At 57.8% G+C, this 13188-nt stretch carries 13 protein-coding genes and 1 other RNA gene; 6 read left to right on the forward strand and 8 right to left on the reverse strand.

The genetic code is table 11. From position 1 onward, the window contains the following. Window positions 1–6 precede the first annotated feature (6 nt). From dnaJ to grpE, 3 genes are all read right to left on the reverse strand, one after another. The gene (gene dnaJ, locus AAGD24_RS16945; protein WP_041333797.1) at window positions 7–1137 is read right to left on the reverse strand and encodes a molecular chaperone DnaJ; all 1131 of its coding nucleotides are present in this window, start codon (window positions 1135–1137) and stop codon (window positions 7–9) included. Between the two features lie 78 nt (window positions 1138–1215). Continuing rightward, complete coding sequence (dnaK, locus tag AAGD24_RS16950; RefSeq protein ID WP_036212180.1) at window positions 1216–3141, reverse strand: molecular chaperone DnaK; 1926 nt, start codon at window positions 3139–3141, stop codon at window positions 1216–1218. Between the two features lie 110 nt (window positions 3142–3251). Then, the gene (grpE, locus tag AAGD24_RS16955) at window positions 3252–3857 is read right to left on the reverse strand and encodes a nucleotide exchange factor GrpE (RefSeq protein WP_036212177.1); all 606 of its coding nucleotides are present in this window, start codon (window positions 3855–3857) and stop codon (window positions 3252–3254) included. 246 nt (window positions 3858–4103) lie between these two features. Here grpE and recN point away from each other — a divergent pair, with 246 nt between their 5' ends. Then, window positions 4104–5783 (forward strand): DNA repair protein RecN, encoded by a 1680-nt coding sequence (gene recN / locus AAGD24_RS16960; RefSeq protein WP_041333796.1) that lies wholly within the window; start codon window positions 4104–4106, stop codon window positions 5781–5783. A gap of 103 nt (window positions 5784–5886) precedes the next feature. Here recN and fur read toward each other — a convergent pair whose 3' ends face one another. Beyond that, the gene (fur, locus tag AAGD24_RS16965) at window positions 5887–6297 is read right to left on the reverse strand and encodes a ferric iron uptake transcriptional regulator (protein WP_007153120.1); all 411 of its coding nucleotides are present in this window, start codon (window positions 6295–6297) and stop codon (window positions 5887–5889) included. A 122-nt stretch (window positions 6298–6419) separates the two neighbouring features. Between fur and AAGD24_RS16970 the strand changes: the two genes are divergently transcribed. Further along, the gene (locus AAGD24_RS16970; RefSeq protein ID WP_007153121.1) at window positions 6420–6746 is read left to right on the forward strand and encodes an outer membrane protein assembly factor BamE; all 327 of its coding nucleotides are present in this window, start codon (window positions 6420–6422) and stop codon (window positions 6744–6746) included. A gap of 14 nt (window positions 6747–6760) precedes the next feature. On the opposite strand, the gene AAGD24_RS16975 is transcribed toward AAGD24_RS16970, so the two are convergent. The 3 genes from AAGD24_RS16975 to AAGD24_RS16985 form a co-directional block, all read right to left on the reverse strand. Next, the gene (locus tag AAGD24_RS16975; protein ID WP_036212170.1) at window positions 6761–7042 is read right to left on the reverse strand and encodes an RnfH family protein; all 282 of its coding nucleotides are present in this window, start codon (window positions 7040–7042) and stop codon (window positions 6761–6763) included. A 2-nt stretch (window positions 7043–7044) separates the two neighbouring features. After that, window positions 7045–7485, reverse strand: a complete 441-nt coding sequence (locus AAGD24_RS16980; protein ID WP_036212167.1) for a type II toxin-antitoxin system RatA family toxin — start codon at window positions 7483–7485, stop codon at window positions 7045–7047. Between the two features lie 81 nt (window positions 7486–7566). After that, entirely contained in the window at window positions 7567–9183 is a 1617-nt protein-coding gene (locus AAGD24_RS16985) for a sodium-dependent transporter (protein WP_213479684.1), read from the reverse strand. A 179-nt stretch (window positions 9184–9362) separates the two neighbouring features. Here AAGD24_RS16985 and smpB point away from each other — a divergent pair, with 179 nt between their 5' ends. From smpB to ssrA, 3 genes are all read left to right on the forward strand, one after another. Further along, entirely contained in the window at window positions 9363–9842 is a 480-nt protein-coding gene (gene smpB, locus AAGD24_RS16990; RefSeq protein ID WP_007153125.1) for an SsrA-binding protein SmpB, read from the forward strand. Between the two features lie 163 nt (window positions 9843–10005). Then, the gene (locus tag AAGD24_RS16995) at window positions 10006–11424 is read left to right on the forward strand and encodes a wax ester/triacylglycerol synthase family O-acyltransferase (RefSeq protein WP_228210113.1); all 1419 of its coding nucleotides are present in this window, start codon (window positions 10006–10008) and stop codon (window positions 11422–11424) included. Window positions 11425–11509: 85 nt separating this feature from the next. Further along, window positions 11510–11874, forward strand: a transfer-messenger RNA (tmRNA) gene (gene ssrA, locus AAGD24_RS17000). Window positions 11875–11899: 25 nt separating this feature from the next. Here the strand turns inward: ssrA and AAGD24_RS17005 are convergent. Next, window positions 11900–12409, reverse strand: coding sequence for an MgtC/SapB family protein (locus tag AAGD24_RS17005; RefSeq protein ID WP_036212145.1), 510 nt, complete (start codon window positions 12407–12409; stop codon window positions 11900–11902). 181 nt (window positions 12410–12590) lie between these two features. Here AAGD24_RS17005 and AAGD24_RS17010 point away from each other — a divergent pair, with 181 nt between their 5' ends. After that, window positions 12591–13187, forward strand: coding sequence for an exopolysaccharide biosynthesis protein (locus AAGD24_RS17010; protein ID WP_075194308.1), 597 nt, complete (start codon window positions 12591–12593; stop codon window positions 13185–13187). Window position 13188: the final 1 nt, after the last annotated feature.

Consider the following 13188-nt stretch of genomic DNA (forward strand, 5'->3'; position numbering starts at 1 on the left):
CTGCCCTCAGAATTTCATTTCGTCGAAGAAGCTTTTCACACCTTCAAACCAGGAGGTTTTTCGCGGACCGTGCTGGTTGCCATCGCCACCGTCCAGGGTCTTCTGGAATTCTTCCAGCAACTCTTTCTGACGCTTGGTGAGGTTAACCGGAGTTTCCACAACCACGCGACACAGCAAATCACCGGACGGACCACCACGAACCGGGCTAACGCCCTTGTTCCGCAAACGGAACAGCTTGCCGGTCTGAGTCTCCGGTGGAATCTTCAGCTTAACGCGACCATCGAGCGTCGGCACTTCAAGTTCGCCACCGAGACTGGCATCCACGATGCTGATAGGCACTTCGCAATAGAGGTTGCGACCATCACGGGTAAAGATGGAATGCTCTCGAACCGCGACCTGCACATAGAGGTCACCGGAAGGCCCACCTTCAACACCCATCTCGCCTTCACCGGAGAGACGAATACGATCACCGGTATCCACGCCCGGCGGCACCTTGACGGACAGCGTTTTCTCTTCCTGGATGCGACCGGCACCGTGACACTTCTTACACGGGTTCTTGATGATCTTGCCGGAACCACGACAGGTAGGACACGCCTGCTGCACAGTGAAGAAGCCCTGCTGCATCCGCACCTGGCCCATGCCATTACAAGTACCACAAGCCTCCGGCCGTGAGCCCTTCTCGGCCCCGGAACCGTCACAGGTGTTGCACTCGGTGTGGCCAGGAATCCGGATCTGGACGGTTTTGCCTTTTACCGCCTCTTCCAGGTCCAGCTCCAGGGTGTAACGCAGGTCAGCCCCGCGCGTATTGCGGCCACCGCGGCCGCCACCAAAGATATCACCAAACACATCGCCAAAAATGTCGGAGAAGCTGGCACCACCGCCGCCTCCTCCGAATCCGCCGCCGGCAGAGCCATCAACACCGGCGTGGCCAAACTGGTCGTAGGCTGCGCGCTTGGAGGAATCGGAGAGTATTTCATAAGCTTCACTGGCTTCCTTGAACTTATGATCGGCGTCCTCATCATCCGGATTCCGGTCAGGATGATACTTCATCGCAAGCTTGCGGTAGGCTCGCTTGATCTCTTTTTCATCCGCTTCCCGGGACACCCCGAGAATCTCGTAATAGTCGCGCTTGGCCATGCTCTAAAACCCTGTTGGTAAAACGAGGAAAACGCGGAAGAGCTCCCGCGTTTTCCAACTGCCTGATGATCTTAAGTTTTATCGCTTGTCGTCGTCTTTGACTTCTTCAAACTCGGCATCAACGGCGTCGTCGCTGGAACCGGACTGGGCAGACTCTTCGCCCCCGGCCTGCTGCGCCTGCTCTGCCTGATCCGCGTACATCTTCTGGGCCATTTCAGAAGACGCTTCCGTCAGCTTCTGAGTCTTGGCCTCGATGTCGTCCTTGTCAGAACCAGCCAGGGCTTCTTCCAGCTCCTTGATCGCAGCCTCGATAGACTCTTTCTCGCTGTCGGACACCTTGTCACCAGCATCGGCCAGGGTCTTGCGCACGGTATGGACCATCGCGTCACCCTGGTTGCGGGCCTGGACCAGCTCTTCGAACTTGCGATCCTCGTCGGCGTTGGCTTCCGCGTCCTGAACCATCTTCTCGATTTCGTCGTCGTTCAGACCTGAAGACGCCTTGATGACGATGGACTGCTCTTTACCGGTCGCCTTGTCTTTGGCCGACACGTTCAGGATACCGTTGGCATCGATATCGAAGGTGACTTCGATCTGCGGCGTACCACGGGGCGCCGGCGGAATGTCCGCCAGGTCGAAGCGACCCAGTGACTTGTTCTGTGTCGCCTGCTTCCGCTCACCCTGGACCACGTGAATGGTCACTGCAGTCTGGTTGTCATCCGCAGTGGAGAAAGTCTGCGACTTCTTGGTCGGGATCGTGGTGTTCTTGTCGATCAGCGGTGTCGCCACGCCACCCATGGTTTCGATACCCAGGGTCAGCGGGGTAACGTCCAGCAGCAGAACGTCTTTCACATCACCGGAGAGCACGGCCGCCTGGATGGCAGCACCCATGGCTACAGCTTCATCCGGGTTCACGTCCTTACGCGCTTCCTTACCGAAGAAGTTCTTCACTTTTTCCTGAACCATCGGCATGCGGGTCTGACCGCCGACCAGGATGACTTCGTCGATTTCACCGATCTTGGCACCGGAATCTTCCAGCGCGGTGCGGCACGGCGCGAGACTGCGCTCGACCAGCTCTTCAACCAGTGACTCCAGCTTGGCACGAGTCACTTTCACGTTCATGTGCTTGGGACCACTGGCGTCTGCCGTCACGTAAGGCAGGTTCACATCGGTCTGCTGGCTGCTGGAAAGCTCAATCTTCGCCTTCTCAGCCGCTTCCTTCAGTCGCTGCATCGCCAACGAGTCGCCACGCAGGTCAATGCCACTGTCTTTCTTGAACTGATCGGCAAGATACTCGATCAGCTTCATGTCAAAGTCTTCACCACCCAGGAAGGTGTCGCCGTTGGTGGCCAACACTTCGAACTGGTGCTCACCGTCCACATCGGCGATCTCGATGATGGAGATGTCGAAGGTGCCACCACCCAGGTCATAAACAGCAACAGTACGGTCACCGCTCTTCTTGTCGAGACCATAGGCCAACGCAGCAGCAGTTGGCTCGTTGATGATCCGCTTCACGTCCAGACCAGCGATCTTACCGGCGTCTTTCGTGGCCTGACGCTGGCTGTCGTTGAAGTAGGCCGGCACGGTGATAACCGCTTCGGTCACTTTCTCGCCCAGATAGTCTTCTGCGGTTTTCTTCATCTTCTTGATGATTTCCGCAGACACCTGCGGCGGCGCCATCTTCTCGCCTTTCACTTCGACCCAGGCATCACCGTTGTCTGCCTTGGCGATCTTGTACGGCACCATCTTGATGTCTTTCTGGACCACGTCGTCTTCAAAGCGACGACCGATCAGACGCTTGATGGCGTAGAGGGTGTTGTTCGGGTTGGTGACCGCCTGGCGCTTGGCAGATTGACCTACCAGCGTTTCACCGTCTTCGGTATACGCCACGATGGACGGGGTAGTGCGATCACCCTCGGCGTTTTCGATAACCTTGACCTTGTCGCCATCCATAATGGCTACACAGGAGTTTGTGGTTCCCAGGTCGATACCAATGATCTTACTCATGCAATTACTCCAATTCGGTTGTTCAATTCAGTTCCGGCTGCCTTGAAAGTTGCCCCGGAGTCCCGGTGCGCCGCCTGTTTACTGGCTATATTGGCGCTTTAATCTGCTTTTCAAGCCTGCTCGTCGATTTTTGGCGCGTCTTCAGCCTTGGCGACCACCACCATCGCGGGACGAACAAGGCGATCGTTCAGGGTGTAGCCCTTCTGGACCACAGCCACCACACTGTTGGGCTCGGCATCAGGTGCCGGCACCATGGACATGGCCTCGTGCTGCTGGGGATCAAACGGCTCACCCACGGGGTTAAGCTGAACCACATTGAACTTGCCTAGACTCCCCATGAACAGATTAAGAGTCATCTCGACCCCTTCACGAATAGAGGCCACCAGTTCGCCGGCACTTTCATGCCCCTCTGTGCTTTCAACCGCCTTTTCCAGACTGTCAGCGACCGGCAGAAGCTCCTTCACAAACTTCTCCAGCGCGAATTTGTGGGCTTTCTCCACATCGATCTCAGCGCGACGGCGAACATTCTGCATCTCCGCCTGGGAACGCAACATCTGCTCCTGAAACTCCTGCGCCTGGGCCTTCAGGGCCTCAACTTCGCTTTCCGGAGCGGCTTCGGCACTGTCTTCCGTCGCCGTTTCTTCCTCGGGAGCGGCTTCCGCAGTGTCTTTCAACTCTTCTTCCACCTGTTCGTTACGATTCTCGTCAGCGCTCATGACTACTCCTGCTTGATCGTCGGCGGCCAGACGACCGGCCGGTTAACGTTTGGTTTCCGACCGCCATGGGCCGAAAAAAACATGTTTGCGAACGGATATGGGGCCCGTATCGGATGTTTCAACCGTTGCGCACCTCATTCATTCACAAATTCGCCAGCCGATGTTTGCAAACAGGAAAAACCCTGTATATATTCACAGTAACTGTATGTAATCACAGTATTCAGGAATTGAGCGGAGGACCTCTGCATGCTCACACAGCTCACTGTTTCCAATTACGCCATTGCCGAGCGGGTCGAACTTCAGTTTGGAAAGGGTATGACGGCGCTGACCGGAGAGACCGGTGCCGGCAAATCCATTGTCCTGGACGCCCTCGGCCTTGCCATGGGCGGGCGCGCCGACGCTGGCGCCGTACGCCATGGTGCCAAACGCGCCGATATTACCGCTACTTTCGACGTGTCCCGCATTGCCGAGGCCCGGCAATGGCTGGAAAACCATGAGCTCGACGATGACAACGAATGCATCCTGCGCCGAGTGATCAGCAAGGATGGCCGCTCTCGCGCCTACATCAACGGCCAGCCCTGCCCCCTTGCCCACCTGAAAGATCTGGGCAGCGCCTTGATGGACATCCACAGCCAGCACCAGCACCAGTCCCTGCTGCGCAAGGAGACCCACCGCAAACTGCTGGACGAGTTCGCTGGCGCAGAAGCGTTGGGAGAGCAAACCAGGGATGCATGGAAAGCCTGGCACAAAACCCGCCAGCGGCTGACCGAACGCCAGCAGAATGCCGATGAGACAGAAGCCCGCCTGCAGCTACTGCGCTACCAGGTAGAAGAACTGGATCGCCTGGCGCTGGAAGACGGAGAGCAGGCAGAGCTGGAGAAAGAACAGGAACGGCTCAGCCATGCCGACACGGTGCTACACAACAGCCATCAGGCTACCCTGCTATGCACGGAAGATGAGAATAGCGCAGCGGATCTGGTGCGCCAGGCTTTACAGCAACTGGAGCAGTTGCCGGTGGAGGTACCGGCACTGACGGAAACCATCCAGATGCTGAATGAAGCCCAGATTCAGATCACCGAGGCTGGCGACAACCTGCGCCACTTTGTGGAAGATTACGACGCCGACCCAGCCCGACTGGCCGAAGTGGAAGAGCGTCTGAGTGCCATTTACCAGATGGCCCGCAAGCACCGCATCACACCGGAGACACTCCCGGAATTCCACCAGAGCCTGAGTGCCGAACTGGCATCGCTGGACGACGGCGAGGGCAGCGTTGAGAAGCTGGAGGCGGAACTGGAAGAACAGCGAAGCCACTTCAATACCCTGGCCACCGAGTTGTCGAACGCACGCCAACAGGCTGCTGCCAACCTCGATCAGCGCATCGCGGAGGAGCTCGCCCAACTGAGCATGCCAGCGGTCCAGTTCGTAACCCACCTGAGCCGCAACAAAGGCGACGAGCCTGCGCCCCACGGCCTGGAAGACATTGAATTCCTGGTCAGCGCCAACCCGGGCCAGCCCGCACGTCCGCTAGCCAAGGTAGCCTCGGGTGGCGAACTCTCACGCATCAGCCTGGCCATTCAGGTGGTGGTTGCGCAAACTTCCACCACACCAACACTGGTCTTTGACGAGGTGGATGTAGGCATTGGTGGCGGCACCGCCGAAGTGGTTGGTCGCTTGCTTCGCAGCCTGGGCAGTAATGGACAGGTGTTGTGCGTCACGCATCTTGCCCAGGTAGCGGCCCAGTGCCATCAGCACCTGTTCGTCAGCAAGTTTACGGAATCAGACGCCACTTACTCGAAGATCGAGTCATTGGACGACAATGGCAGGGTCAGCGAAGTGGCAAGAATGCTCGGTGGTGTGGATATGACCGAACACACCATTGCCCATGCCCACGAAATGTTCACGAAAGGCCAGGCTACGCATCACTGAACAGTTTGAAAGGTAAGCGTATTCCCCTCTCGATCCTGAGAGTTGTTGGGGCGGGCTAAAACCCCGCCCCCTTTTTTCTTTTTCCGGAACAAATCCTGAATGATCAGGATTTGAGGGGTTTGACGTAAAGAATCAGGCTGTGATCGACAATCTCATAGCCTCGTTCTTTGGCAATTTTTTGCTGCCGCTCTTCGATCACCTCATCGACGAACTCAATGACCTCGCCGGTCTGAGTGCAGACCATGTGATCATGATGATCGTCGCCGGCCATCTCAAATACGGCGTGCCCACCTTCAAAGTTGTGGCGCAGAACCAGGCCAGCTGCCTCAAACTGAGTCAGCACCCGGTAGACGGTTGCCAGGCCCACGTCATCACCCTGTTCGAGGAGCTTTTTGTACACATCCTCGGCGCTGAGGTGATGCTCCTCGGAGTTCTCCAGAATATTGAAGATCTTCACTCTTGGCAGAGTGACTTTAAGACCGACTTTTCGTAATTCGGTGTTTTCGGATGACATGTTACGATTCACTCTTTGGTGTGCCTCACGGCTTCCGGTATGATGAAGCCGCATGTTAACGGTCAGACCGTGTCACACCTGCCCCTGGCAGGCGATTTCAAGATAGAGGATTTCCCCCGGCGATGCAAAAGCTCACAGCTCTCATTCTAACTCTCATCATGGCTGGCTGTGTTTTCCCAGGCGTATACAAGATCAATGTACAACAGGGGAACATACTGACCGACGAAGAGCTGACATCACTGGCCGAGGGCATGTCCCGCAGCCAGGTCCACTCCTTGCTGGGCACCCCGCTGATGACCAACCCCGCCGATCCGTCCCGGGAGTACTATGTGTATACCTTCCAGCGCAGTGGTGGCGATATCAAGGAACAACGGGTCATCGTCTACTACGATAACGACCAGTATTCCCATTACGAAGCCCAGCTGCTGGAAGAAACGCCCGCCTACTGAGCCAGCCTCAAGCCTTAACCCTTCTTCTTTGCCCGGTTAAGCCGGGCCTGCTTGGGGTCGATCTGCAGCGGCCGGTAAACTTCAACCCGGTCGCCGTCCCGCAACTCGTGGGCGGACGGATTCTTGATCACCTTACCGAAGATTCCCATATCGCCATTTTCCGGATCGACCTCAGGAAATATGGCAACAATGCCGGAACGCTTCACAGCCTCCACAGCCGTGGTGCCCTCTTCGACACTCAAGCTGATGATTTCCTGCCTGTCTGGCCTGGCAAAGGCCACCTCAACTCGAATCATTGTTATCCCCCGAGATACACCTGGTCTGCGCGACGGCAGAACGCGTCCACCATGGTATTCGCAGCCTGATTGAAGACCGGCCCGAACGTCATCCTCGACAAGGATCCGGAAAACTCAAATTCCAGCGTGAGAATCACCTTGCAGGCGTTATTCTGCAGGGGCTTGAACTGCCAACGACCGCTAAGGTTACGGAAAGGACCATCCACCAGGCTCATTTCAATGGTATGCGGCAGGTACAGCTGGTTGCGCGTGGTCAGCCGGTGACGGATACCACCTTTGGCGATATCCATGGATGCCATGATTTCGTGGTCTGTCTGCTCGTGCACCTGGCTGGCTGAACACCAGGGAAGAAAGTCGGGGTAGCTGGCAACATCGTTGACCAGGTGGAACATGCGTTCCGCCGAGTGCATAACCAGCGCGGTCTTGTCGATCTGATGGGGCATTGGAACCGGACGTCCTGCTTGCGAATACTCTTGAGTTGAAGACCCTGCAAAGGGGGAGCCCCTTTAATCGGGACGCCAATATCAGACGCTATGATAAAGGATATCACCGTTGTTGGGGTCACTTTCCTGCCCAGCCGGGCCATTCTTACCGCTCTTCTCTCCTGGCTCGCCCGGATTGGTCTCTGGCTCGCCACCCCCACCGGCATCACCGGCTTCATTGTTGGAATCACCCGCATCGGGGGCAGCTGGCGTCATTGAGCTTGGTGCCAACTCTACGGTAGGTTTGCACCACAATCCGTTGCTACCGCTGTCGCACAACGCCACCAGCGACGTGGCGGTGTACTGCAGACCGATATACGCCACCACCAGCGGCAAGATCAAGCGCATCACCCAGAACCATATACGGCCAATCAGGCGTGGTGCCTTTCCCAATATGGTGAAGGTCAGATTTCGGGTCAGGTACCAGCCCGCGAAGACGGATATCAGGATACTCACCAGTGGAATCAGCAGGCCACCCGTGATCAGCTCAAGCCAGCGGAACAAGGTGCCCCCGGCGAAACGCTCGTCAGACCATAGATTGAAGGACAGCAACGACCCAAGCCCCGCCAGCCAGACTGAGCTGCCCATCAGAAAGGCGGACAAGCCCCTTGGTGCGCCTGTCCACTCCTGAAACCAACCGACCACCGGCTCAAGCAATGAAAGAGACGTCGTCCACACAATCATCACGATGACCAGGAACACGGCTGCCACCAGAAACTGACTGCCCGGCAGATCCGCCAGGGCCACCGGCAGCGACAGGAAAAGCAGCCCGAACCCGCGCTCACCTTCCATGGAATGGCCATCGGGCGCCAACGAATAAATCGCCAACCCGGCCCCGATGGCGATCAGGGTGTCCATCAACACCACAGCCAGCACGGAACGCTTAAGGCGAGTGTCCGCGGGTGTATAGGCACCGAACAGGGTCCACACGCCCATTCCGAGCCCAAGAGTGAAAAACGCGTGAAACAACGCCGCCCGCAAACTGTCCAGGGTCACGTCGGCGGGGCGGAAATCCAGCATGAAGTCCGACGCACTGCGGAAATCCCCACTCCAGGCGGCCAGACCGCAGAGCGCCAGCAGAATCAGCATCATCGCCGGTGCCACCACCCGTACTGCACGCTCGACACCGTCCACCACGCCCTGCATCGACACCCACACCACCAGCAACAGGAAAAATCCGTGCCAGCCCATGAACACGCGATAGTCCCGCGAGTCCGACACCAACGCGGAGAGGATACCTGCGGCTTCAGCCTCGCCGGCGCCAATAAACCGGCCCATGGCTCCGTAGAATACGTAGGCCAGAGCGATGGCACCGAAAACAGCCGTAAAGGAAAGCACCAGAAAAGCCGCCAACACCCCCAGACGACCAGTCCACATCCACGCCCGGGACCGTCGCGCGCTGCGAACGAAACCATCCATCGCCAGAACCAATCCATGGCGGGCGTATCTTCCCATCGCGGATTCGGTGACCATCAACGGCAGCGTGACCAGCAACAGGCACGCCAGGTACAGCAATATGAACAACCCGCCGCCATGCTGGCCGGCCAGGTAGGGAAACTGCCACACGTTCGCGAGGCCAAAGGTTGCCCCGGTCGCGGCCCAGAAAAAAGTGGTTGGCCGGGTCCACGACCCGATTGGTGTTTCGTATGGAGTAGGCATTCCATTCCCTGACGACATCTCAGCGCACATTGTAGCGGAGGAATCACAGCCCATACGACCATCGACTCAGTCAATCGCGCCGATTTCGTGACCAGTCTGGTACTACTGGGCTACAATGCGCGCTTTTCCGGCACGATTACGCACGGTAAATTTTCTGTCCGACTCCGGATCAACGATTCATGAGCAAGAAGAAACCCGGCGCTCCGAGCGCCACCATTGCCTTGAACAAAAAGGCAAAACACGAGTACCACATCGAGGAACGCTTTGAGGCGGGCCTGGCCCTGCTCGGATGGGAAGTAAAATCCATCCGTGCCGGCAAAGCGCAGCTCACCGATGCCTACGTGCTGCTTAAGGACGGAGAGGCCTGGCTGCTGGGATCCCACATCATCCCGCTCACCGCCGCCTCAACCCACGTTATCGCGGACCCGACCCGGACCCGCAAACTGCTGCTGCACGCCAAGGAAATTGCCAAGATCGTCGGCAAGGTTAACCAGGCAGGCCATACCTGCATTCCGCTGGCCATGTACTGGAAGAAGAACAAGGTGAAATGCGAAATTGCCCTGGTGAAAGGCAAGAAGCTCTTCGACAAGCGTGCCACCGAGAAAGAACGGGACTGGAACCGCCAGAAACAACGCATCCTCCGCGAAACCAACGTCTGATCCGCTGGCCGGGCCCCAGGCCCGGCGTCTTCTCCCCGCATTTTATGTCGCATCTGCATCCTCTTTTAGCCCCTCTCTGATCAGCCTATACTCGATCCCTTACCCCAATCCGCATACGGACAGCGGCCACCCAGGGACAGACGGGAACCAAAGGGAGCAAGTGATGACACGCCGACAAACACCCATGTCTGCAGTAGATCGCTCGTGGCTACGCATGGAATGCCCCGAGAACCCCATGATGATTTCAGCGGTGCTGGTGTTTGATCAGCCCATTGCCCTCAAGCGCCTCAAGCGAACGCTCGACGAACGCTTTCTCACCTTCCGGCGCTTTCGACAGCGCGTCGTCACCGAAGGCGACCGCACGTACTGGCAGGACGACCCACTCTTTCATATCGACAACCATATTCACGTTCTTGCCCTTCCCGGCGATGGAGGCAAACAGGAGCTGCAAACACTGACCAGCGACCTGACCAGCACCTCGCTGGATTTCCGGCGCCCGCTCTGGCAAATCCACTATATCGAGAACTATCAGGGTGGCTGTGCCCTGCTGGTTCGCATCCATCACTGCATTGCTGACGGCATTTCACTGGTGCGTGTGCTGCTTTCGCTGACCGACAACTCCCCGGAACCGAGACTCAGCCGGGTATCGACATCCAGCCAATCCAAGACCCATGCACCTCAAGGTCTACGACAGCTCGCCAGCCGGGCTTTGCATAATGGACAAACCGCCATCGACCAGGCAGGCCTGTTTCTGAAGTCCATCCGCAACGAGCCGGGCTACCCGTTCAAACTGGCCACTACCGCGGGCAACATCGCCGTCGACCTGCTCAAGCTGGGCCTCTCCCCGGCGGAACCAGACACCTGCCTGAAAACACCCCTGAGCGGTCGCAAGCATGTCGCCTGGGCCGACCCGCTGAGTCTCGCCGAAGTGAAGGTGTGCGCCAGAGCCCTGCGCGGCACCGCCAACGATGTGCTGCTGTGTGCCGCCGCCGGCGCGTTGCAACGGCATTTTTTAGCCACCGGCGAGGCCACGCCGGAATGCGGCGTTCGCGTTGCCGTACCGTTTAACCTGCGCCCGATGCGACAGCCGATCGAAACCCTGGGCAACCAGTTCGGGCTGGTGCTGGTCACCCTGCCCGTGGAGGAGACCGATCCGATCATGCGGTTCCGCCAGGTTCAGGAAAACATGAACCGCCTCAAACGCTCCTACCAGGCTCAGGTAACCTACAGCCTGCTGGACCTGTTCGGGCGCGGCCCGGATGTCCTTGAGCGGCGGGCGCTCTCCATGCTCAGCAATAAGGCCTCTGCGATACTCACTAACGTGCCGGGCCCAAAAGAACCTGTATATTTGGCGGGAGCAAAGCTCATCCAACCCATGTTCTGGGTGCCCCAAAGCGGCAATATCGGCATCGGTTTGAGCATATTCAGCTATGCCGGCACGGTGCAATTCGGCATCACCATCGACAAGAACATCAAGGCCGACCCGGCTAGTGTGATGGGGCATTTCCGCGACAGCTTTGCCGGACTCCTGGACGCCGCGCTGCACAACAGCGAACAGAACACCGCCCGGGCTGCCAGTTGATAGGTACAACTGACCACCCGACACCACAAAACAAAACCAGGAAAACCTTGAAGTTGGCGGAAGCAGCCACATATACTGTCGGTAAGGGGACGACATGGCTTCGACGCCGGTGGCGAACCCTTGGGTGCATGTCGAGATGGCAGCCAATCTCGTTAATCCAAAGCTGCAACGCAATAGTCGCAAACGACGAAAACTACGCACTAGCAGCGTAAGCTGCTAGTCGTCCTGACCGGGTCGCCCGTAGCCCGGAAGCAACATCTCAGGACGTCATCGCTTACGGGATGCTCCGTTTTCCAGAGTTCACTGGCTAACGGCTAAGATCTAAAGAACTCGGTTCTTGCACCCTGGCTCTCGGGTCGCTTGAACTTAAATCAATAGAGAGACGCTAAACATGTAGACCTCAAGGCTGAGTACTGGCGGACGCGGGTTCAATTCCCGCCGTCTCCACCAACCAACCGCAAGAAAGCCCCTGATTTCAGGGGCTTTTTTCGTTATCAGACTCCCGAACTTCCACAGGCTTGGTTGTCTGCCCATCTTCAACCACAGGCTCACCGGTCACCGACCGCACCAGCCTTCCCATGTAGCGCAGCGTGAAGAAGTTCAGGGCGCTCAGGGCTATGGCAATCTCAAGGTGGTGGTACGCAACAGCCACACCGATCGCGCCACAGTTCCAGATACTCGCGGCGGTGGCGGTGCCGATTACGCGGCTGTCGTCCTTGAGGATGGCGCCGCCGCCAATGAAACCGATGCCGGTGACAATGCCTTGCAGTACGCGGCCCTGTTCGCCCGGGGAGTCGATGACGGCTCGACCAACGAGCATGAAGCCACATGAAACCACGGCCACCAGCGGGAAGGTTCTCAGGCCGATCCTGGGCCCCTGCTCTTCCCGGTCGAAACCGATGGGGAACGCCAGCAGGTAGGCAATGGCCATCAACAGCAGGTGGTTGAGGGTGAGCATCCAGTCAACGTTGAGCAAGTCTGCCATGGGGATTTCCGGGTTCTGAAGTTTTTGTTATCGCTGGATCGAGATTAGTCCTGGTCTGCAAAGGCTTCAATCATTTCCGCTGCGGTTCGGTCGCAATCGCTGTTTTCCGATTATCGAGAATGGTAGGTTTTAAAGGCCGGATTTGGCAGACGTTACCCTGATTCGAGGAAGAGCCCTATCTATGCGCAATAATGGCGATCCTACCAACATGCAACAACTGCTGGAGCAGATTCGCGAGTCGGCGGCCGGAGCCGGGCGAGTGTCGGTGAACGATATCATGAATGGCGTGGGGGAACGTTCGTTCGGGCCCGTGGTGCTCGTAGCAGGGCTGATCACCCTGGCGCCGTTGATCGGTGACATTCCCGGCGTTCCAACCATTCTGGGGCTGGTGGTTCTGCTGACGCTGGGGCAACTGTTGTTCCACAGACGCACCATCTGGATGCCGTCCTGGATTTCCCAGCGTTCCGTGCCCCAGGACAAGCTCTTGAAGGGACTGGACTGGCTGCAAAAACCGGCTCGTTTTCTGGATCGTTGGACAGGGCCGCGCCTGGTGTTTCTGGCGGACGGGCCAGGGCTCTATGTGATGGCCATTATCTGCATGCTGGTGGCTCTGGCCATGCCGGCGATGGAGGTGGTGCCCTTCAGCGCCAATGGTGGCGGCGCTGCGTTGACGGCCTTCGGGCTGGCAATCGTAGCGAGGGACGGGTTGTTGGCAATTGTAGCAACGTCGCTCACGCTGGTGACCGGCTGGTTTGTGGTTACCGGGCTGGCGGGGTAAT

The sequence above is a fragment of the Marinobacter sp. M5B genome, assembly GCF_042604615.1.
Taxonomy (GTDB): Bacteria; Pseudomonadota; Gammaproteobacteria; order Pseudomonadales; family Oleiphilaceae; genus Marinobacter; species Marinobacter salarius.